This is a genomic window from Pseudomonas sp. I8001, from assembly GCF_013385345.1.
GTDB lineage: Bacteria > Pseudomonadota > Gammaproteobacteria > Pseudomonadales > Pseudomonadaceae > Aquipseudomonas.
In genome coordinates, this window is the sequence record NZ_JACAQC010000059.1 from 71,986 (window position 1) to 93,421 (window position 21,436).

Annotated in this window: 17 protein-coding genes and 1 pseudogene; 15 read left to right on the forward strand and 3 right to left on the reverse strand. The window is 61.5% G+C overall.

The genetic code is table 11. The annotated features are described in order from the left end of the window. Positions 1-5: 5 nt before the first annotated feature. From HX839_RS29110 to HX839_RS29175, 14 genes and pseudogenes are all read left to right on the forward strand, one after another. Complete coding sequence (locus HX839_RS29110; RefSeq protein ID WP_003215329.1) at positions 6-758, forward strand: hypothetical protein; 753 nt, start codon at positions 6-8, stop codon at positions 756-758. 139 nt (positions 759-897) lie between these two features. Next, positions 898-1,530, forward strand: coding sequence for an N-carbamoylsarcosine amidohydrolase (locus tag HX839_RS29115; RefSeq protein WP_003215327.1), 633 nt, complete (start codon positions 898-900; stop codon positions 1,528-1,530). Positions 1,531-1,752: 222 nt separating this feature from the next. Further along, the gene (locus tag HX839_RS29120; protein WP_010169608.1) at positions 1,753-3,063 is read left to right on the forward strand and encodes an MFS transporter; all 1,311 of its coding nucleotides are present in this window, start codon (positions 1,753-1,755) and stop codon (positions 3,061-3,063) included. A gap of 27 nt (positions 3,064-3,090) precedes the next feature. Next, the gene (locus HX839_RS29125) at positions 3,091-4,173 is read left to right on the forward strand and encodes a nucleoside hydrolase (RefSeq protein WP_008436139.1); all 1,083 of its coding nucleotides are present in this window, start codon (positions 3,091-3,093) and stop codon (positions 4,171-4,173) included. 71 nt (positions 4,174-4,244) lie between these two features. After that, positions 4,245-5,528, forward strand: a complete 1,284-nt coding sequence (locus HX839_RS29130; RefSeq protein ID WP_102369165.1) for a glycosyltransferase — start codon at positions 4,245-4,247, stop codon at positions 5,526-5,528. A gap of 71 nt (positions 5,529-5,599) precedes the next feature. Further along, positions 5,600-6,505, forward strand: a complete 906-nt coding sequence (locus HX839_RS29135) for an AraC family transcriptional regulator (RefSeq protein WP_003215319.1) — start codon at positions 5,600-5,602, stop codon at positions 6,503-6,505. A 336-nt stretch (positions 6,506-6,841) separates the two neighbouring features. Then, the gene (locus HX839_RS29140) at positions 6,842-8,152 is read left to right on the forward strand and encodes a sugar ABC transporter substrate-binding protein (protein ID WP_003215317.1); all 1,311 of its coding nucleotides are present in this window, start codon (positions 6,842-6,844) and stop codon (positions 8,150-8,152) included. Between the two features lie 178 nt (positions 8,153-8,330). After that, positions 8,331-9,257 carry a carbohydrate ABC transporter permease gene (locus tag HX839_RS29145; protein ID WP_003215314.1) on the forward strand — a complete coding sequence of 309 codons (927 nt, stop codon included), beginning with the start codon at positions 8,331-8,333 and terminating at the stop codon, positions 9,255-9,257. Between the two features lie 10 nt (positions 9,258-9,267). After that, a complete protein-coding gene (locus tag HX839_RS29150) occupies positions 9,268-10,098 on the forward strand; it encodes a carbohydrate ABC transporter permease (RefSeq protein ID WP_003215312.1) in 831 nt (276 codons plus the stop codon). Positions 10,099-10,135: 37 nt separating this feature from the next. Continuing rightward, positions 10,136-11,239, forward strand: a complete 1,104-nt coding sequence (locus HX839_RS29155) for an ABC transporter ATP-binding protein (protein WP_102606106.1) — start codon at positions 10,136-10,138, stop codon at positions 11,237-11,239. Between the two features lie 18 nt (positions 11,240-11,257). Further along, entirely contained in the window at positions 11,258-12,739 is a 1,482-nt protein-coding gene (locus HX839_RS29160; protein WP_008436132.1) for a mannitol dehydrogenase family protein, read from the forward strand. A gap of 146 nt (positions 12,740-12,885) precedes the next feature. Then, the gene (xylB, locus tag HX839_RS29165) at positions 12,886-14,367 is read left to right on the forward strand and encodes a xylulokinase (RefSeq protein WP_177068079.1); all 1,482 of its coding nucleotides are present in this window, start codon (positions 12,886-12,888) and stop codon (positions 14,365-14,367) included. A 12-nt stretch (positions 14,368-14,379) separates the two neighbouring features. Then, a complete protein-coding gene (locus tag HX839_RS29170; RefSeq protein WP_177068080.1) occupies positions 14,380-15,318 on the forward strand; it encodes a carbohydrate kinase in 939 nt (312 codons plus the stop codon). 156 nt (positions 15,319-15,474) lie between these two features. Beyond that, positions 15,475-18,140: pseudogene (locus tag HX839_RS29175) on the forward strand (autotransporter outer membrane beta-barrel domain-containing protein). 2 nt (positions 18,141-18,142) lie between these two features. On the opposite strand, the gene aqpZ reads toward HX839_RS29175, so the two are convergent. Then, the gene (gene aqpZ / locus HX839_RS29180) at positions 18,143-18,835 is read right to left on the reverse strand and encodes an aquaporin Z (RefSeq protein ID WP_177068081.1); all 693 of its coding nucleotides are present in this window, start codon (positions 18,833-18,835) and stop codon (positions 18,143-18,145) included. Positions 18,836-19,113: 278 nt separating this feature from the next. Here aqpZ and HX839_RS29185 point away from each other — a divergent pair, with 278 nt between their 5' ends. Then, a complete protein-coding gene (locus HX839_RS29185) occupies positions 19,114-19,374 on the forward strand; it encodes a DUF2790 domain-containing protein (RefSeq protein WP_003215297.1) in 261 nt (86 codons plus the stop codon). A 162-nt stretch (positions 19,375-19,536) separates the two neighbouring features. On the opposite strand, the gene HX839_RS29190 is transcribed toward HX839_RS29185, so the two are convergent. Next, positions 19,537-19,812, reverse strand: a complete 276-nt coding sequence (locus tag HX839_RS29190) for a DUF1652 domain-containing protein (protein WP_003215295.1) — start codon at positions 19,810-19,812, stop codon at positions 19,537-19,539. Positions 19,813-20,317: 505 nt separating this feature from the next. Further along, entirely contained in the window at positions 20,318-21,337 is a 1,020-nt protein-coding gene (gene ilvA, locus HX839_RS29195; RefSeq protein ID WP_177068082.1) for a threonine ammonia-lyase, biosynthetic, read from the reverse strand. Positions 21,338-21,436: the final 99 nt, after the last annotated feature.

The window sequence follows — 21,436 nt, forward strand, 5'->3', positions numbered from 1 at the left end:
CCATCATGCTCAAGCCTTATCGCATCGGCCAGATTGTGCCGAGCTCCAACACCACCATGGAAACCGAGATCCCGGCGATGCTTAACGCGCGCCAGGCGATCCGCCCGGAACGTTTCACCTTTCACTCCAGCCGCATGCGCATGAAGCAAGTGCGCAAGGAAGAACTGGCGGCCATGGACGGTGAGTCCGACCGTTGCGCCATCGAGCTGTCCGACGCCAAGGTCGACGTGCTGGGCTACGCCTGCCTGGTAGCGATCATGGCCATGGGGCTGGGTTACCACCGCAAGTCCGAGCAACGCCTGCGCAAGGCCACCGCCGACAACGACGCCAACGCCCCGGTGATCACCAGCGCCGGCGCCCTGATCGAAGGCTTGAAAGTCATGGGCGCCAAACGCATCGCCATTGTTGCGCCGTACATGAAACCGCTGACCGAACTGGTGGTGAACTACATCCGCGAAGAAGGCTTTGAAGTGGTGGACTGGCGCGCCCTGGAAATCCCCGACAACCTCGAAGTGGCCCGCCACGACCCGGCCAACCTGCCGGCGATTGTTGCCGGGATGAACCTGGAAGGTGTCGACGTAATCGTACTGTCGGCCTGCGTACAAATGCAGTCGCTGCCCGTGGTCGCGAAGGTCGAAGCCCAGACCGGCCTGCCGGTACTCACCGCCGCCATCGCCACCACCTACGCCATGCTCAAGGCCCTGGACCTGGAACCCATCGTCCCCGGCGCCGGCGCCCTCCTGTCGGGAGCCTACTAAAAACGCTTTTGTGGCGAGGGAGCTTGCTCCCGCTGGGGTGCGAAGCGCCCCCAAAAAAACAGGCCTGCTACGCAGCCCAACGGGAGCAAGCTCCCTCGCCACAAGGTTATGTGCACTGTCCATTACCGAGGACTGAAAGATGAGCGAACAATCCGCCGACGCCAACTACCAGGGCGTCTGGGGTAACCGAATCGGCTTCGGCAAAAAATCCGCCCTGCTGATGATCGACTTCATGCAAGGCTATACCACCGAAGGCGCGCCACTGTTTGCCCCCGAAGTGCGCATCGCCGTGGCCGAAAGCGTCGAGCTGCTGGCCTGCGCCAGGCGTCACGGAATCAGCGTGGTGCACACCAATATCCGCTACCATCCGGGCCATTTCGCCGACGGCGGTATCTGGGTAAAAAAGGCCCCGGTGATGAAAGACATGGTCGAGGGCAACCCCCTCGCCGCCTTCTGCACCGAAGTGCTGCCCCTGGCCAATGAAGTGGTCATCACCAAACAATACGCCAGCGCGTTTTTCGGCAGCAGCCTGGCCCCGATGCTGCACGCCCAGGGCATCGACACCGTGGTGCTCGCCGGCTGTTCCACCAGCGGCTGCATCCGGGCCACCGCAGTGGATGCGGTGCAACACGGGTTTCGTACCATCGTCGTGCGCGAATGCGTCGGCGACCGCCACCCGGCGCCCCATGAAGCCAACTTGTTTGATATCGACAGCAAGTACGGCGACGTGGTGAGCAAGCAGGAGGCGATGAGCAAGTTCAAGGAGCAATAACGCGTCAACAGGAACCACGACAAAGAGCGTGGTCCGGAAAAAACTGAGCGCCCACGCTGGAATGCAGTCGAATGTGGGAGCAAGCCCGCTCCCACACTTGATCACCTCCAACAGGGCACCTCAGTCTTCTGTCACTGCCTTTGGAAGTCGCTTTCACAGCACTCCGAAGTGCTGAAAAAGCGGCCGTATAAAAACCATAAGTCACCGCCAGGAGACACCCCAATGCCCATTGCGAATGCAGCGCCCGCGACTACGGTCGCCGATCCGGTCCACACGCTCTACCACAAGATCACCTGGAAGCTGATTCCGTTCCTGTGTTTCTGCTACCTCGCGGCCTACCTGGACCGCATCAACATCGGCTTCGCCAAACTGCAGATGCTCGACCAGCTGCACTTCAGCGAAACCGCGTTCGGCCTCGGTGCCGGGCTGTTTTTTGTCGGCTATATCATCTTCGAAGTCCCCAGCAACCTGATCCTGGAAAAGGTCGGGGCGAAGATCTGGATCGCCCGCATCATGATCACCTGGGGCCTGCTGTCGGCCTGCACCATGCTGGTCACCTCCACCACCCAGTTCTACATCCTGCGGTTCCTGCTGGGTGCGGCCGAAGCCGGGTTTCTGCCGGGCGTGCTGTATTACCTGACCACCTGGTTTCCCACCCATCGCCGGGGGCGGATCATCGCCCTGTTCATGATCGGCCTGCCGCTGTCCAGCGTGATCGGCGGCCCTTTGTCGGGCTGGATCATGGGCCACTTCGACAACATGGCCGGCCTGCGCGGCTGGCAGTGGCTGTTCCTGATCGAAGCGGTGCCCAGCGTGCTGCTCGGTGTGTGGACCTTCTGGGCGCTGCCCAATACCTATCAGCAAGCCAAGTGGCTGTCGCCGGAAGAAAAAACCCTGCTGGAAAGCGAGCTGCGCAAGGATGACGCCGACGGTGCCGGCAGCAAACACAGCTTCCGCGACGGCTTCTTCAACCTCAAGGTGTGGATGCTCGGCGGTATCGACTTCTCGATCCTGCTCAGTGCCTATGCCATGGGGTTCTGGATGCCCACATTCATCCGCAACGCCGGGATTACCGACACCTTCCACATCGGCATCCTCACGGCCCTGCCCAGCGTAGCGGCACTCTTGGGCATGCTGCTGATCGGCGCCAGCTCCGACAAACACCGCGAACGCCGCTGGCACATCATCGTGCCGTTCTTCATCGGCGCGGCGGCGATGGCTACCAGTACGTTCTTCACCCATAACGTGGTCGCCACCGTGGCGCTGTTTGCGATTGCCTCGGCGGCGATCATCGGTGCGGTGCCGGTGTTTTTCAGCCTGCCGGCGACCTTCCTGAAAGGCACCGCAGCGGCCACCGGCTTTGCCCTGGCCTGCTCGCTGGCGAACATCGCGGGCCTGGTGAGCAACTCGCTGATGGGCGTGGCGATTGACGTCACCGGCAGCAGCGCAGGGGCCTTGTGGTTTTTTGCCGGCTGCCTGATTCTCAGCAGCTTCCTGGTGATCGCCTTGCCGGCGAAGCTGGTAAACCGCTAACAACAACAATTTTTCGGGTGAGTCTCCATGCAAGGTTTCATCAAGCGCTGTGCCCTGCTTGTCGCCGTGGGCCTGTGTGCCGGTACGGCGCAGGCCGCAGAAAAGGTCATCTTCGACACCGACTTCAACGTGCTCAACGATGACGGCCAGGCCTTTATCATGCTCGCCCAGCTGCACGGGCAAAAACGCATCGACCTGCTGGGCATGACCCTGGTCAGCGGCAACGCCTGGGTCGACCAGGAACAGGTCGACGCCCTCAAGGCGGTGGAACGCATGGGTGTGGAGAAGGAAGTCGGCGTGTATTCCGGCGCCGCCTACCCGCTGCTGCATGACTACGCCACCTATGAGGCGGAAAAAGCCCTGTTCGGTTCCGGCTGGCCGGGTGCGTTCAAGAACCCGCGGCCAACCAGTGCCTCACAACTGGTCGCGCCACCGGACGGCCTGGCGACCCACACCAGGCTGCGCAAAGAAACCGCCGCCCAGTTCATCGTCGACAGCGTACGGGCCAACCCCCACGAGGTAACGATCCTGGCGGTCGGCCCACTGACCAACATTGCCCTGGCGATTCGCTCGGCACCGGACATCGTGCCGCTGATCAAGCGCATCGTGTACATGGGCGGCGCGCTGGAGATTCCGGGCAACACCACGCCGGCGGCGGAGTTCAACTGGTGGTTCGACCCGGAGGCGGCGAAGATCGTGTTGCGCTCGCCCATCGAACACGTGATTTTTCCCAACGATGTCTGTGAGAAAGTCACCTTCGACAAGTCGGTGTATGAGCGGGTGATCGCACACAAAGGCCCGATTGCCGACCTGTACAAGCACGAGTTCGGGCCACTGTTCGCCAAGGACCCGGCTTACCACAGCTTCACCTGGGACAGCCTGCCGGCACTGTTTCTCGTGAACCCCGGGATCGTCACCGAATCCCGCGAGCTGTGGGTGGACGTGGATGCCACCTTCGGCGCCGACTACGGCCGGGCACTGGGCTACAAGAAAGGCGCGCCGGTCGGCACGCAAAAGGCCAAGGTGGTCTTCGCGGTGGACCAGAAGCAGTTCTGGGACGGTTATGTAGGGTTGGTGACGCTGCCGACGCCGGTCAACATCTTCCGCTGAGTGCGCCGGAACTTGAGGGGCTGTGGTTTAATTGCGCGCCTTTGCCCAGCCCTTCAAGGAATCCGTTGTCGATGAATCAGCCCGCCACCAAAGTCCTGGTCATTGGCTACGTCTGGCCAGAGCCTCGCTCCTCGGCGGCCAGCGGGCACATGATGCAGATTCTGGAGAGTTTCCTGGCCCAAGGCTGGGACATCACCTTCAGCAGCCCGGCGGTCACCGGCGAACACAAGGCCGACCTGCCCGCCCTGGGCATTCGCGAATGCGCGATCGAGTTGAATAACAGCAGTTTCGACGCGTTTATCCAGCAATTGGCTCCGGATATCGTGCTGTTCGACCGTTTCATGATGGAAGAACAGTTCGGCTGGCGCGTGGAAAAATCCTGCCCGAATGCTCTTCGGGTGCTGGAAGCATCCGACCTGCAAAGCCTGCGGGACGCCCGCCACCAGCGCCTCAAGGATTTCCTGAAGGCGCACCCCGAAGCTGATGACTTCGACGCGCTGTTCAGCCGGGACCTGGCCGCCGAATTCGATGACATGGCCGATACCGACCTGGCCAAGCGCGAGATCGCTGCGATCTACCGCTGCGACATCAGCCTGATGATCTCCGATGTGGAAATCCAGTTGCTGACCGAACACTTCAAGGTGCCCGCTGCCCTGCTCCACTGGTGCCCGCTGATGCTGGCGCCGCCCACCGAAGCCTTTGCCCCCTTTGAGGACCGTGCCCACTTCCTGAGCATCGGCAATTTCCGCCATGCGCCGAACTGGGATGCGGTGTTGTGGATGAAGAACAGTGTGTGGCCGCTGATCCGCCAGCAATTGCCCGGCGCTCAACTTCACGTGTACGGCGCCTATACGCCACCCAAGGCCACCGCCCTGCACAACCCGGCCCAGGGCTTCCACGTGATGAATTGGGCCGAGGATGCATTGCAGGTCATGAGCGCTGCGCGTATCTGCCTGGCGCCACTGCGCTTTGGTGCCGGGATCAAGGGCAAGCTGGCCGACGCGATGCTCTGCGGCACACCCAGCGTTACCACACCGATTGGCGCCGAAGCCATGGGCGAACCGTGGCCCGGCGTGGTCGAACACAGCGCCGGTGCACTGGCGGCTGCGGCGGTTGCGCTGTATCAAGACCCGCCACGCTGGACCCAGGCCCAGGAAGATGGCCGGCAGTTACTGGCCCGCCGTTACGCCCACGACCTCCACGGCCCGGCCCTGGTGGAGCGCCTGGAGCAGTGCCGCCGCCAGTTGGCCGAGCACCGTCGGAACAATTTCACCGGCAGCATGCTGCGCCACCACCTGCACAAAAGTACCCAGTACATGGCGCAGTGGATCGAGGCGAAAAACCGTACGCTGTAGACACAGACGCTGGCGAGGTGGCGCGCAAGGGGGCATTATCCTTTTCGCAACCACAATAAAGCGACTGCAGCATGACCCGAGCAGCGAGAATCACCGATCCATCCTACGAGCTGATGGACGATCACAACGGTCTGTCCATCATCTATCGCCAACACGGCTTCCCGTGCCCGTTGGTGCGCTGGCATTTCCACAAGGAATACGAGCTGCACCTGATCGTTGCCAGCTCCGGCAAGGTGTTTATCGGCGACTACATCGGCAACTTCTACCCGGAAAGCCTGTTCCTCACCGGCCCCAACCTGCCCCACAACTGGATCAGCCAGGTGGCCGAGGACGAAGTGGTGCCCAAGCGCGACATGCTGGTGAACTTCACCGACGAGCTGTTCGACGGCGGCAGCCATGTCTTTGCCGAGCTCAAGACCCTGGCGCCACTGCTGGAACGGGCGCAATACGGCATCGAATTTCGCTGCAAGAAAACCATCGCCCAGGCCATGACCCTGATGCAGCGCATCGAGGACGCCCAAGGCATGGCGCGCCTGGGGCACTTCTTCATCCTGATGGAAGTGCTGAGTGCCTGCGAGGACTACCAACTGCTCTCCGGCGTGACCACGCCGCAACTGGCGGATGAACACAGCATCGACCGCACCAACCGCGCGGTGGACTACATTTTTGCCCACTACGCGCGGGAGCTGTCCCTGGAAGAGGTGGCCGAATACCTCGGCATGAAACCCACCTATTTCTCCCGCGTGTTCAAACAAGCCACCGGCCGCACCTTCATCGAATTCGTCAACCGCCTGCGTATCAGCAAGTCCTGCGAGCTGCTGGCCGATGGTGACAAGGCCGTGACCGATGTGTGCTTCGAGTCAGGCTTCAACAACATCTCCAACTTCAACCGCCGCTTCCAGCAGCTCAAGGGCATGACCCCCTCGCACTACCGGCGCCTGGCGGTGCAGCGCCTGACCGAGCAGAACCTCGCCTGAAAACGCGCGCTCCTGTGGGAACCCGCTTGTGTGGGAGCGGGCTTGCTCGCGAATGCAGTGTGTCAGGCAGCGCAAATGTCGGCTGATTCACCGCCTTCGCGAGCAAGCCCGCTCCCACATTTGCATCGCGCTCACGCAGGAAGCCGATCGCTCCCAGCGAATCGTTTCAGCAATTTTCCGCCTCAGTGCAAAAAAGTATCAGTAAAAGTGCTCCCAAGGATTTGTCAGCACGTCAATTGAAGGCTGTAATCAACGCACACTCTTCCAGCTGTCGTGGAAGACACAACAACAATAACTGTCCTTCTGCAGCCCCTGGGCGCAGAAATGGAGTGCGCGATGAAGTTCACAGCCAAAGCTCTGCTTGCCTGCACCTGCATGACCCTCAGCGCCGTCAGTCTTGGCGCGCAAACCCTGACCATTGCCACCGTCAACAACAGCGACATGATCCGCATGCAAAAGCTCTCGAAAACCTTCGAGACCGAGCATCCGGAGATCAAGCTGAACTGGGTGGTACTCGAAGAAAACGTCCTGCGCCAACGCCTCACCACCGACATCGCCACCCAGGGCGGACAGTTCGACGTGTTGACCATCGGCATGTACGAAGCTGCACTCTGGGGCGCCAAAGGCTGGCTGGAACCGATGAAGGACCTGCCTGCTTCCTACGACCTGGACGACGTTTTCCCTTCCGTGCGTGACGGCCTTTCCGTCAAGGGCTCGCTGTACGCCCTGCCGTTCTACGCCGAAAGCTCCATCACCTACTATCGCACCGACCTGTTCAAGGACGCCGGGCTGACCATGCCCGAGCACCCGACCTGGACCCAGATTGGCGAATTCGCCGCCAAACTCACCAACAAGGACAAGGAACAGTACGGCCTGTGCCTGCGCGGCAAAGCCGGTTGGGGCGAGAACATGGCGCTGATCACCACCCTGGCCAACGGCTACGGTGCACGCTGGTTCGATGAGAAGTGGCAACCGGAATTCAACGGGCCAGAGTGGAAAGACGCACTGAACTTCTACGTCGACAACATGAAGAAATCCGGCCCGCCGGGCGCTTCCAGCAACGGTTTCAACGAAAACCTGGCGCTGTTCAACAGCGGCAAGTGTGCGATCTGGGTCGACGCCAGCGTCGCCGGCTCGTTCGTGACCGACAAGACCCAAAGCAAAGTGGCTGACCACGTCGGCTTCACCTTTGCCCCGCACGAGAAGACCGACAAAGGTACTTCGTGGCTGTACTCCTGGTCCCTGGGGATTCCAACCAGTTCCAAAGCCAAGGACGCTGCCAAGGTGTTCACCACCTGGGCCACTTCCAAGGAATACAGCCAGTTGGTCGCCAAGACCGACGGGATTGCCAACGTACCGCCAGGTACCCGCAAATCGACCTACAGCGACGAATACATGAAGGCCGCGCCGTTTGCCAAGGTGACGCTGGAATCGCTGAAAGTCGCCGACCCGAAAGACCCGTCGGCCAAGCCGGTGCCGTATGTGGGCATCCAGCTGGTGACCATTCCTGAATTCCAGGCGATTGGTACCCAGGTCGGCAAGTTCTTCTCCAGCGCACTGACCGGTGGCTCCACTGCCGAAAAAGCCCTGGCGGATGCACAGACCTTCACCGAACGCGAAATGAAGCGGGCCGGTTATCCCAAGTAAAGCGGTCTCACCACACTGAATGTGGGAACCCGCTTTATGTAGGAGCCGGGCTTGCCCGCGATGCAGACAACTCGGTCTGTCAGTTTCACCGAGGCGCTCTCATCGCAGGCAAGCCAGCTCCCACATTTGACCGCACTCCGACCCGCATTCCGCATGTACCTGACTGGTCCTGATCACCATGAATACCACCACTGCCCAAGTGCAAACCGCTACGCCGGACAAGCCGCGTAAAAGCCGCCTGATCAACCCCGGCTGGTTCCTCGTCAGCCCCTCGGTGGCCTTGTTGCTGCTGTGGATGATCGTGCCGCTGGGCATGACCCTGTACTTCTCGCTGATTCGCTACAACCTGCTCTACCCCGGCGAAAACCAATTCGTGGGGCTGGAGAACTTCACCTACTTCATCACCGACTCGGGCTTCCTGCCCGGCGCCACCAACACCCTGTTGCTGGTGGGCAGCGTCTTGCTGATCAGCGTGGTGTTTGGCGTATTGATCAGCGCGCTGCTGGAAGCCAGCGAGTTCTTCGGTCGCGGCCTGGTGCGGGTGTTGCTGATTTCACCGTTCTTCATCATGCCCACCGTCGGTGCGCTGATCTGGAAGAACCTGATTTTCCATCCGGTGTCGGGGATCCTCGCCTACGTGTGGAAGCTGTTCGGCGCCCAGCCGGTGGACTGGCTGGCCCATTACCCCTTGCTGTCGATCATTATCATCGTGTCCTGGCAGTGGCTGCCCTTCGCGATCCTGCTGCTGATGACCGCCATGCAGTCCCTCGACCAGGAACAGAAGGAAGCCGCCCGCCTCGACGGTGCCGGCGCCATCGCGATCTTCTGGCACCTGACCCTGCCGCACCTGGCACGTCCGATTGCCGTGGTGGTGATGATCGAAACGATCTTCCTGCTCTCGGTGTTCGCCGAAATCTTCACCACCACCAACGGTGGCCCCGGCTACGCCTCGACCAACCTCGCCTACCTGATCTACAACCAGGCGCTGGTGCAGTTCGACGTGGGCATGGCCTCGGCCGGCGGCTTGATTGCCGTGGTCATCGCCAATATCGCGGCGATCATCCTGGTGCGGATGATCGGCAAAAACCTGACTGACAAGCCTTGAGGGCCGCGCCATGACGCTTCAACAATCCCGCCGCCTGCAAAGCGTGCTGCTCGGCACCCTGGCCTGGGCCATCGCGATCCTGATTTTCTTCCCGATCTTCTGGATGGTGCTGACCAGCTTCAAGACCGAAATCGACGCGTTCGCCACGCCGCCGCAGTTCATCTTCACGCCGACGCTGGAGAATTACCTGCACATCAACGAGCGCAGCAACTACTTCAGCTACGCCTGGAACTCGGTGCTGATTTCCTTCAGCGCCACCGCCCTGTGCCTGCTGATCTCGGTCCCGGCCGCCTACTCCATGGCGTTCTACGAGACCAAGCGCACCAAGGGCACGCTGCTGTGGATGCTCTCCACCAAGATGTTGCCGCCGGTGGGCGTACTGATGCCGATCTACCTGCTGGCCAAGAGCTTCGGCCTGCTGGATACGCGCATTGCGCTGATCATCATCTACACCCTGATCAACCTGCCGATCGTGGTCTGGATGGTTTACACCTACTTCAAGGACATCCCCAAGGACATCCTCGAAGCCGCCCGCCTGGACGGCGCCACCCTGTGGCAGGAAATGGTCCGGGTGCTGCTGCCGATCGCCAAGGGCGGCCTGGCTTCCACGGTGCTGCTGTCGCTGATCCTGTGCTGGAACGAGGCGTTCTGGTCGCTGAACCTGACCTCGTCCAACGCCGCGCCGCTCACCGCGTTGATCGCCTCCTACTCCAGCCCCGAAGGCTTGTTCTGGGCCAAATTGTCTGCCGTGTCGACCCTGGCCTGTGCGCCGATCCTGATCTTTGGCTGGATCAGCCAGAAACAGCTGGTCCGCGGTTTGTCCTTCGGCGCCGTGAAGTAACGGCTCCTTCAAAAATATTTAGAAGCGGAGGCCCATCATGGCCAACCTGAAAATCAAGAATCTGCAAAAAGGCTTCGAAGGCTTCTCCATCATCAAGGGCATCGACCTTGAGGTGAACGACAAGGAATTCGTGGTGTTCGTCGGCCCGTCGGGCTGCGGCAAATCCACCCTGCTGCGCTTGATTGCCGGCCTTGAAGAAGTCACCGAAGGCACCATCGAGCTGGATGGCCGCGACATCACCGAGGTCACCCCGGCCAAGCGCGACCTGGCAATGGTGTTCCAGACCTACGCCCTGTACCCGCACATGAGCGTGCGCAAGAACATGTCGTTTGCCCTGGACCTGGCCGGCGTCGACAAGAAGATTGTCGAGAGCAAGGTCAACGAAGCAGCACGTATCCTGGAGCTGGGCCCTTTGCTTGAGCGCAAGCCAAAGCAGTTGTCCGGCGGCCAGCGCCAGCGTGTCGCCATTGGCCGTGCGATTGTGCGTAACCCGAAGATCTTCCTGTTCGACGAACCCCTGTCCAACCTCGATGCCGCCCTGCGAGTGCAGATGCGCCTGGAGCTGTCGCGCCTGCATAAAGAGCTGCAAGCCACGATGATCTACGTGACCCACGACCAGGTCGAAGCCATGACCCTGGCCGACAAGGTTGTCGTACTCAACAGCGGCCGCGTGGAACAGGTGGGCTCGCCGCTGGAGCTGTATCACCAGCCGGCCAACCTGTTTGTCGCAGGCTTTTTGGGCACGCCGAAAATGGGTTTCCTCAAGGGCAAGGTCACTCGCGTTGACCCACAGAGCTGCGAAGTCGAACTGGACGCCGGCGGCCGCATCAGCCTGCCCCTGAGCAGCGCGAGCTTGAGCGTCGGCAGCGCCGTGACCCTGGGCATTCGCCCGGAGCACCTGGAAATCGCCGCGCCGGGGCAAGCCACCCTGACCGTCACCGCCGACGTCGGCGAGCGCCTCGGCAGCGACACCTTCTGCCACGTGATTACCGCCAGCAAGGAGCCGTTGACCCTGCGGATCCGTGGCGACATGGCCAGCCAGTATGGCGAGACCCTGCAGCTGTACCTGGACCCGACCCAATGCCATCTGTTCGACGCTGAGGGTGTTGCCGTGGCCCGCCCACTGCGCGCCGCCGCCTGATTTCGCGAGAATTTCCCGATGAAACTGAACAAGCAAAACCTCACGCAACTGGCGCCCGAAGTGCAACTGCCGGCCTATGCGATTGCCAATACCAGCCAGGGCATCGCGCACATCGGCGTTGGCGGGTTCCACCGCGCCCACCAGGCGTATTACACCGATGCTCTGATGAATACCGGCGTTGGCCTGGACTGGAGCATTTGCGGCGTGGGCCTGCGGGCTGAAGACCGCAAGGCGCGGGACGACCTGGCCGGCCAGGACTACCTGTTCACCCTGTATGAACTGGGCGACACCGACGACACCGAAGTGCGCGTGATCGGCTCCATCAGCGACATGCTGCTGGCCGAAGACGGCGCCCAGGCGTTGATCGACAAGCTGGCCAGCCCGCAGATTCGCATCGTCTCGCTGACCATCACCGAAGGCGGCTACTGCATCGACGACAGCAACGGCGAGTTCATGGCCCACCTGCCGCAGATCCAGCATGACCTGGCCAACCCGGGCTCGCCGAAAACCGTGTTCGGGTTTATCTGCGCGGCGTTGACCCAGCGCCGGGCCGCCGGGGTGCCGGCATTTACCGTGATGTCCTGCGATAACCTGCCCCACAACGGCGCCGTGACTCGCAAGGCGTTGCTGGCCTTCGCCGCGCTGCATGACGCCGACCTGCACGAGTGGATCAAGGCCAACGTGAGCTTCCCGAATGCGATGGTCGACCGCATCACGCCAATGACCAGCACCGCGCACCGCCTGCAACTGCATGACGATCACGGCATCGACGACGCCTGGCCGGTGGTCTGCGAGCCGTTTGTGCAATGGGTGCTGGAAGACAAGTTCGTCAACGGCCGCCCCGCGTGGGAGACGGTGGGCGTGCAGTTCACCGATGACGTGACACCGTATGAAGAGATGAAGATCGGCCTGCTCAACGGCAGCCACCTGGCATTGACGTACCTGGGCTTCCTGAAGGGCTATCGCTTCGTCCACGAGACCATGAACGACCCGTTGTTCGTGGCCTACATGCGCGCCTACATGGACCTGGACGTCACGCCCAACCTGGCGCCGGTTCCGGGTATCGACCTGACCGAATACAAGCAGACCCTGGTGGACCGCTTTTCCAACCAGGCGATTGCCGACCAGCTGGAGCGCGTGTGTTCCGATGGTTCGTCGAAGTTTCCCAAGTTCACCGTACCGACCATCAACCGCCTGATTGCCGATGGTCGCGAGACCGAGCGTGCTGCGCTGGTGGTGGCGGCCTGGGCGTTGTACTTGAAAGGCGTGGATGAGAATGGGGTGATCTACCGCATTCCAGACCCTCGCGCCGAGTTTTGCCAGGGGCTGGTGACGGAAGATGCGTTGATCAGCAAGCGGCTGCTGGGGGTGGAAGAGATTTTTGGTACGGCTATTCCCAACTCGCCCGAGTTTGTGGCAGCGTTTGAGCGGTGTTTCGAGAGCCTGCAGGATGTGGGTGTGAGCAAAACGCTGGAGCGGCTGCTCGCCAATCTCAACTGACGGAACCGAATCAAAAATGTGGGAGCGGGCTTGCTCGCGAAAGCGGTGGATCAGTCAATATTTGCATAACTGACACACCCTATTCGCGAGCAAGCCCGCTCCCACATTGACCGAGTTCTCCATAACAATATGCTGAGCGACCTACCATGACCCAGCAAAACCTCTACCTCGGCATCGACTGCGGCACCCAGGGCACCAAGGCCATTGTCCTCGACGCCAGCAGCGGCAAAGTCCTGGGCCTGGGCGCCGCCAGCCACACGCTGATCAGCGGTGCCAACGGCCGCCGCGAACAGCACACCCAGGAGTGGCTGGACGCGTTTACCGAAGCCACTCACCGCGCCTTGCAACAGGCCGGTGTGGACGGCCAGGACATCCTCGCCATCGGCGTTTCCGGCCAGCAACACGGCCTGGTGTTGCTGGATGACCAAGGCCAGGTGCTGCGCCCCGCCAAGCTGTGGTGCGACACCGAAACCGCGCCGGAAAATGATCGCCTGCTGCAACACCTGGGCGGTGAAAGTGGCTCCCTGGAACGCCTCGGCGTGGCCATCGCGCCGGGCTACACCGTGTCCAAGCTGCTGTGGACCCGCGAACAGCACCCGGAGGTGTTCGCACGCATCGCGCATATCCTGCTGCCCCACGACTACCTCAACTACTGGCTCACCGGCCGCGCCTGCGCCGAATACGGCGATGCCTCCGGCACCGGTTATTTCAACGTGCGCACCCGTGAATGGGACCTGGCACTGTTGCGCCACATCGATCCCGACGGGCGCCTGGAAGCTGCGCTGCCCGAATTGATCGAGGCCAACCAGCCCGTGGGCACCATCCTGCCAGCCATCGCCGAGCACCTGGGCATCAACCCGAACGCCCGGGTGTCCAGCGGCGGCGGCGACAACATGATGGGCGCCATCGGCACCGGCAATATCGCCCCCGGCGTGATCACCATGAGCCTGGGTTCATCCGGTACCGTGTATGCCTTTGCCGATCAGGCCAATGTCAGCCCGCAGGCGTCGGTGGCGACTTTCTGTTCATCCAGTGGCGGCTGGCTGCCGTTGATCTGCACCATGAACCTGACCAACGCCACCGGGGTCATCCGCGAGCTGTTCGACCTGGATCTGGTGGCGTTCAACGGGTTGGTGGCCCAGGCACCGATCGGCGCCGACGGCGTGAGCATGCTGCCGTTCCTCAATGGCGAGCGGGTGCCCGCCCTGCCCCACGCCACCGGCAGCCTGCACGGCCTGACGATGACCAATCTGACCCGCGCCAACCTGTGCCGCGCCGTGGTCGAAGGCACTACCTTCGGCTTGCGCTATGGCCTGGACCTGCTGCGCCAGACCGGCCTGCAGAGCCAGAGCATCCGCCTGATCGGCGGCGGCTCGAAAAGCCCGGTGTGGCGGCAGATGGTCGCGGATATCATGAACACCGAAGTGGTCTGCACCGAACAAAGCGAAGCGGCGGCCCTGGGTGCGGCAATCCAGGCCGCGTGGTGCCAGTCCGGTGAAAGCCTGGCGCAGTTGTGCCAGCGCTGCGTGAGCGTCGACGCAGCCAGCCGCACACTGCCGGATGCCGGCAGCGTCAGCGCCTACCAGCAGGCTTATGAGCGTTATCAACAGCACGTGGCATCCCTTTAAGAGCGAACGAATATGTATTTGGTATGTGGCGAAGCGCTGTTTGATTTTTTCAGCGAGGACGATGCCAGCGGCAAGGCATCCAGGGTCAATTACAAGGCGATTGCTGGCGGCTCGCCGTTCAACGTCGCGGTAGGCTTGCGTCGACTGGGAATCGACGCGGGCTTTTTCGCCGGGATCTCCGACGACTACCTGGGCCGACGCCTGTTGCAGGTGCTCAAGGACGAAGGCGTGGGCGAGGAGTACCTCGTGGAATTCTCAGCGCCCACCACCCTGGCAATGGTCGCAGTGGGTGCCAATGGCTCACCGCAATACAGCTTTCGCGGTGAAGGTTGCGCCGACCGCCAGTTGCAACTTGAGCATCTACCGGCGTTGGGCGACGAAGTGCGTGGCGTACACATCGGCTCGTTCTCACTGGTGGTGCAGCCGATTGCCGACACGTTGCTGGCCCTGGTACGCCGGGAAAGCGGCAAGCGCCTGATCAGCCTCGACCCCAACGTACGCCTGAACCCGGAGCCGAACATCGAGCTGTGGCGCGCCCGTGTGGCCGAGCTGGTCAAGCATGCCGACCTGATCAAGGTCAGTGACGAAGACCTGCACCTGCTCTACCCCGGCCAAACCCCGGAAAGCGTCCTGCAAGGCTGGTTGCAGCACCGTTGCCAGCTGGTGTTCCTGACCCGCGGCGGCGACGGCGCCACGGTGTTCAGCCGCCAGCACGGCAGCTGGTCGGCGCCAGCGGTCAAGGTGGTCATGGCGGACACGGTTGGTGCTGGCGATACCTTCCAGGCCGCGTTGATTGCCTGGCTGACCGAGCAGCAACTGGACTCGGTGGAGGGCCTGCAACAGCTGACCCGGGAGCAGATCAGCAGCATGCTCACCTTCGCTATCCGCGCCGCGGCACTCACCTGCAGCAAGACCGGTCCGGACCTGCCCTATCGTCGTCAGTTGGACTGACAAACGCGGCAAAAAAATCAATATGCCACTATGTAAGCCACGTATCACGTGGCTTACAGCCCTGCGGTTATCTGTCCGAAAATTCTGCATTGTGTAAAAAACTGTACTAGACCCAAGAAACATGTGCAGTTTCTATAACAAAAACAGGGCAGATCCATGCGCAATAAACGGACTTTTCAGCCTCGCGCCGTGTTGGCTGTCGGCATCCTCTCACTGCATTACCTGGCCCCCCAACAAGCCCTGGCGGCTTGCGTGTTCACCCCGGGTCCTGGCAACGATGCCTACACCTGCGACAGCGGGAGCAGTCCGACTGGCTTACGGACCTTGCCGGCAATAACACCCTGACCCTGCCCGCAGGCGGCACGGGCACCATCAACGGCAATATCACTTTCGGCGCCGGCACTGATTTTGTCGACATGAACTCCGGGCGCATTGTCGGGAGTATCACCCAGGGCGACGGTGCCGATCGCTTCCAAATCAGCGCCGGCACCGTGACCGGTGCGGTTTCCCAGGGCAACGGCATCGATGATTTCGTGATGAGCGGCGGGCAGATCCAGTCCCTGGCCCAGGGCGATGGCCGCGACACGTTCCTGATGACCGGCGGCACCATCGTCGGCGCTTTCGAGGATGGCGACGTGGCCCGGCAAACCGCAGGCACCATCGGCCGGGTCGACATGAAGCTCGACAACAACATCTACGACATGCCCGGCGGGTCGATCCTCGGCAACCTGGTGACCGGTTTCGGCACGGATACCATCATCGTCTCCGGCGGCAGCATCGGCGGCAATATCAGCACCAGTGGCGGCAACGACAGCATTACCGTCAGTGGCGGCGTGATCAACGGCGAGATCCGCGCCAGTGTCGGCAACGACACACTCAACTGGCTCAATGGCGGCCAGATCAAGTCCGCGGTGCTGATGGGCGATGGCGACGACACCGCGCTGCTCAGCGGCCTCGACGAAAACCTGCTCGGCACGACGCCTTCGATTGACGGCGGCCTGGGCAACGACCAACTGACCTTCGACAACACCACTTCCAGCACAGCCGCGCGCTATATCGGCTAGGAAACGGTCAACCTCAACAACAACGCGCGTTTCGACCTGGCCGGCGACTTTTTCCTCGGCGACAGTGCCAGCAATACCGGCACCTTCAACATCGATGGCAGCAGCACCCTGGGCGTGACGCAAGGCAGTATCCGCCCCTACACCGCAGGCGCACTGGCCACCCTGAATAATGCCGGCACCATCGACATGACCAGCCGCAGCAACAGCGCCACCGATACGTTGACGGTGTACGGCAACTACGTCGGCAACAATGGGCAGCTTTGGTTGCAAACCGTGCTGGGCGACGAGAACTCGGCCACCGACAAACTGGTAGTGTCTGACGGGACCATCAGCGGGCACACACAAATGACCGTGAGCAATCTCGGCGGCCTGGGCGGTCTCACACAAAACAGCGGGATCGAAGTGGTGCAAGCCCTCAACGGCGCCACCAGCAGCACCGATGCATTTGCCCTGAAAGGCTCGGTATCCGCCGGAGCTTATGAGTATCTGCTGTTCAAAGGGGGTGTCACTGCCGGCACGGAAAATAACTGGTACTTGCGTTCGTCGGTGGTCGCCGTGCAGCCACCGGTGGTGCCACCTGTCCCGCCGACGCCACCGGTGGTGGTGCCCGTTCCGCCGATTCCGCCAGTGCCGCCCGTGGTCGCGCCGGATGAACCGCCCGTGGAGCCACCGACCTCGCAACCCGTCGCCCCGGTCGAGCCCCCTGCTCCACCGCCCAGCCAGGTCGCGGCTGCCACCTCGCCGGAGTCGGCAGCGAGCAACCCGGTGTTGCCTGCCGCCATCGCCGGGGCCGAGCCGATTCCGTTGTATCGCCTGGAGGTGCCGGTGTACTCGGTGGTCGTCCCGGCCGCGCAGTTGATGACCCTGCAAGCCCTGGGCACCTTCCACGACCGCCAGGGCGAACAAAGCCTGCTCAGCGAGACCGGACCGGTTCCGGCGGGCTGGGGCCGTGCCTATGGCAGTGACTTCAACAAGAGCTGGTCGGGTACGGTATCGCCAAGCTTCGACGGTTCCATCAAGGGCTATCAAGTGGGCCATGACCTCTACGCCTCCGAGACCAGCGGCGGACAGCTCCAGCGTTTCGGCCTGTTCATCGGCCAAAGCCGCCTGCAAGGTGACATCAAGGGCTTTTCAATGGGCTTCCAGGACAACCGCTCCGGGCGGGTCAAGCTGGATGGCGATAACTTCGGCGCCTATTGGACCCTCACCGATCCCAAGGGCTGGTACGTTGACCTGGTGGCCATGGGCACGCGCTTCGACGGTGACAGCAAGTCCGACCGTGACGTGAAGATCGACAACAAGGGCCACGCCCTGGCCCTCTCGGCAGAAGCCGGCTACCCGATTACCGTCTCCGAACACTGGGTGGTGGAACCCCAGGTGCAGGTAATCAACCAGCAGATTGACATGGACCACCAGAATGACGGCATTTCCAAAGTTTCATTCGATTCCCAGGACTACTGGACCGGCCGCCTCGGCGCACGCCTGAAGGGGCGTTACCTGGTGCAGAACACCCCGATCGAACCGTATGTGCGAGCCAACGCCTGGCGCACCTTCGGTGGCAGTGACACGGTGACCTACGACGACGTGGACCGGATTAAAACCGATCACAAGTCATCCACTGCCGACCTCGGTGTGGGCGTTGTCGCCAAGTTGTCGTCCACCGTCAGCGTGTACCTGGCGGCGGACTACAACACCCAACTGGACAGCAACACGCTGGAGGGTTTCAGCGGTAACGCCGGGGTACGCATGAGCTGGTAGGCTCACGCCTCCCGGGGGCAGGTAACCGCGCGGGCAACGATGGCGCCCACCACCGCACCCGCTATCGGTGCCGCCCAGAATAGCCACAACTGCATCAGGTATTCCCCGCCGGCAAACAATGCCGGCCCGGTGCTGCGCGCCGGGTTGACCGAGGTGTTGGTGACGGGGATGGCCACCAGGTGAATCAGCGTCAGGGTCAGGCCAATGGCAATCGGCGCAAACCCGACCGCCGAACCCGGGCCGGTGACACGCATGATGATGAACACAAAAAAGAACGTCGCCACCGCCTCGACCACCAACGCGGCCAGCAGGCTGTACTGCCCGGGGCTCAACTGGCCATAGCCGTTGGCGGCGAAAGCACCCACTTCAAACCCCGGACGGCCACTGGCGATCAGCGCCAACACGGCGGCGGCGACAATCGCACCAGCCACCTGGGCAATGATGTACGGCACCACGTCCCCCCCCGGCATCCGGCGTCCCACCCACAAGCCGATAGTCACCGCCGGGTTGAAGTGCGCACCGGAAATACTGCCCACCGCGTAGGCCATGGTCAGCACCGTCAAGCCAAAGGCCAGGGCGACACCGGCAAAGCCGATCCCAAGCTCCGGAAACGCCGCGGCCAGTATCGCGCTGCCGCACCCGCCGAAGGTCAACCAGAACGTCCCAAGAAATTCTGCTGCGATTTTCTTTTGCAAACCAACTCCACCCAATGCCAACGCCATCCGATTGATGGACCCGGCGGCGACGGTAGCAAGCGGGGTTAACCGGCTCGTATCAGACTTTTCCGGTTAAAGCGCGCGAGATATCGACGGTGCTGAAGATGAAGCTTTTGTCAGTAAAGCCTCACTTAATCGATGGTTAATCCCCCCGGACGACAGTTGAGTCGACCGCACTCGCATGGCACCCGCCATTGCCCAGGGCGGCCGCGGCCCATCACGTTGTTGGGCCTGCGAACGACTTGCGGAGAAACACCATGAAACTGCGTACGTTAATGCTCGGCGCTGCACTGGCCCTGACGGCTGTAACGGGGATGGCGCAGGCTGACACCGCCCCCGTCATCACGCCTTACCACTACGGCGAGAAGATGGATGTGCAGAAGGTACTTGCCATGCACGAACCCGACACCAATGTCTGCAAAGTGATCAATGCCGATATCAAGTTCGTGGACAGCCAAGGGAAAGTCCAGGACGTGGGTTATCGCAAAATGTCCGAGGCGTGTGATTTCCAGAACTGATGTGATTGCAGCGCCGTTGCAGGGGGGAGCGAGCTCGCTCCTGCGGTCGCCAGGCGTTACCCTTGCCGGCCGCTTCACGGCCGAAAGGATCACGGAAACGGCGTTGGGCCTGGCATTTATCCAGGCCCGCAAGTCTTCACTGACTGAAGCTCAACCGTCCGTTTAATAGAAAGGACGCGCGCCGGCTCGTTTGAGGGCCGGGGCCTGGGTGTGGGTATGCTTGAGGTCTTCACGCAACTCGGTAATCAAGTTGCAGATCGCCCGACTGCTGTCGAGCTTGTTGGCGCAAATGCCGGTGACCACCAGGTCGACCCGGTCATGATCGATCTCGTGATAGACCTTGACCGTCAGCGAGGCGTCCGACGCCTTGGTGACTTCACAGCGCTTGGGCAGAAAACTTCCTTCAATGATGCCGCGTAGTTCCAGATCCGAAAGCATGGCCGACCTCTCCTTTTATGAGATTGCCAATCGATTGTTATCAATATTCTTATTGCTGGCGACCGTGATGAGACGTTCACCTTTTTGCGCCTTGCCAGCCCTGGCAGACGGCTTCACGTACCCAGCCTACTAGGCCGTTCAGAGTTGCGTTGGATCCTTTCCTCATAAGCGACAACGTTACTTATATAAGTTACGTGGCAGACCGCCATTAACCCGTTCGTTTGGGGGATCAGCAGCGGTATTTGTTGCTCATTCAGAGTTGTAACAGGATCTTATGAAGCATTAAACATGCCGTCGGGCATGGACTGCCAAGGCCCAGGAAAATCGGCATATTCGAACGAAATACTGGCCACCGACTCATGCATCCTGCAATAAGCACCGGTTGGCGTCATGCAAATTGAAAGACTGTAAAAACAAGCGCCTTCCCCAAACTATTTCCAGCGGAAATAAACACCCTCCAAACGGGTGGCTGCGACTAACATTAAATTTTCATTAGATTAAACGTTTAACCTGCTTGAGCCGCCACTCGTTCGGCAACATGTCGCAAACTATCAAAGTTAATATTGGCCCCCGAGTTGATCGCCACCCATGTTTGTCCCTGGATCCCGGTCTTCGCGACATGCTTGCGGATACCCGCCACCGCCAGCGCCCCCGAAGGTTCGGTAATTGATCGCGTATCGTCGTAGATCAGCTTGATGGCGCTGCACAGTTCGTCATTGCTGACGGTGATCACCTCATCCACGTGGTGTCGGCAGATTTCAAAACCATGGGCGCCTATCTGGGCCACGGCAGTCCCGTCGGCAAAGCTGTCGACGCTCGGCAGCACCACCCGGCTCCCTGCGCGCAAGGCTGCCAGCAGGCAACTGGAGCCTTCGGGCTCGACGCCGACGATGCGCACTTCGGGGCGCAGGTATTTGACGTAGGCCGCGATACCGGCGATCAATCCGCCGCCGCCCACGGGGACAAAGATCGCGTCCAGCGGGCCCTGCTGTTGGCGCAGCACTTCCATGCCCACGGTGCCCTGCCCGGCAATCACGTCCGGGTCGTCGAATGGCGAGACAAAGGTACTGCCTGTGGCCTCGGCCAGTTGCAACGCGTGGGCCAGGGCAAATGGAAAGCTCGCCCCGTGCAACACCGCCTCGCCGCCTCGGGAGCGCACGCCCAACACTTTCAACTCCGGGGTGGTGCACGGCATGACAATCGTCGCCTTGATCCCCAACTCCCGCGCAGCCAATGCCACGCCCTGGGCATGATTACCCGCAGAAGCAGTGATCACGCCCCGCGCCTTTTGCTCGGCACTGAGCTGCATCAGTTTGTTGTAGGCGCCACGAATCTTGAAGGAAAAGGTCGGTTGCAGGTCTTCGCGCTTGAGCAGGATCTGATTGTCCAGCAATGCCGACAGCGCCGGCGCCACCTGCAACGGCGTACGCACCGCCAGGTTGTAGACCGGAGCGGCCAGGATCTTCTTCACATAGTGCTCAAGCAATCCCGAATCCTGGGGCTGGCTCGCGGGGCGGGTACTCATGGATGTCTCCTGGGTGTTTGCAGGGCCCTGGAGACGGAAAAACAAAACCCGCCTCTAGGGCGGGTTTGGGTGCAGCCGTGTGCTATCCCGCCAAATGAG

Bases quoted from the DNA above. Each gene is read 5' to 3' on its own strand.
- HX839_RS29110 (WP_003215329.1), top strand. From the start codon at position 6: ATGCTCAAGCCTTATCGCATCGGCCAGATTGTGCCGAGCTCCAACACC.
- HX839_RS29115 (WP_003215327.1), top strand. From the start codon at position 898: ATGAGCGAACAATCCGCCGACGCCAACTACCAGGGCGTCTGGGGTAAC.
- HX839_RS29120 (WP_010169608.1), top strand. From the start codon at position 1,753: ATGCCCATTGCGAATGCAGCGCCCGCGACTACGGTCGCCGATCCGGTC.
- HX839_RS29125 (WP_008436139.1), top strand. From the start codon at position 3,091: ATGCAAGGTTTCATCAAGCGCTGTGCCCTGCTTGTCGCCGTGGGCCTG.
- HX839_RS29130 (WP_102369165.1), top strand. From the start codon at position 4,245: ATGAATCAGCCCGCCACCAAAGTCCTGGTCATTGGCTACGTCTGGCCA.
- HX839_RS29135 (WP_003215319.1), top strand. From the start codon at position 5,600: ATGACCCGAGCAGCGAGAATCACCGATCCATCCTACGAGCTGATGGAC.
- HX839_RS29140 (WP_003215317.1), top strand. From the start codon at position 6,842: ATGAAGTTCACAGCCAAAGCTCTGCTTGCCTGCACCTGCATGACCCTC.
- HX839_RS29145 (WP_003215314.1), top strand. From the start codon at position 8,331: ATGAATACCACCACTGCCCAAGTGCAAACCGCTACGCCGGACAAGCCG.
- HX839_RS29150 (WP_003215312.1), top strand. From the start codon at position 9,268: ATGACGCTTCAACAATCCCGCCGCCTGCAAAGCGTGCTGCTCGGCACC.
- HX839_RS29155 (WP_102606106.1), top strand. From the start codon at position 10,136: ATGGCCAACCTGAAAATCAAGAATCTGCAAAAAGGCTTCGAAGGCTTC.
- HX839_RS29160 (WP_008436132.1), top strand. From the start codon at position 11,258: ATGAAACTGAACAAGCAAAACCTCACGCAACTGGCGCCCGAAGTGCAA.
- xylB (WP_177068079.1), top strand. From the start codon at position 12,886: ATGACCCAGCAAAACCTCTACCTCGGCATCGACTGCGGCACCCAGGGC.
- HX839_RS29170 (WP_177068080.1), top strand. From the start codon at position 14,380: ATGTATTTGGTATGTGGCGAAGCGCTGTTTGATTTTTTCAGCGAGGAC.
- HX839_RS29185 (WP_003215297.1), top strand. From the start codon at position 19,114: ATGAAACTGCGTACGTTAATGCTCGGCGCTGCACTGGCCCTGACGGCT.
- HX839_RS29190 (WP_003215295.1), bottom strand. From the start codon at position 19,812: ATGCTTTCGGATCTGGAACTACGCGGCATCATTGAAGGAAGTTTTCTG.
- ilvA (WP_177068082.1), bottom strand. From the start codon at position 21,337: ATGAGTACCCGCCCCGCGAGCCAGCCCCAGGATTCGGGATTGCTTGAG.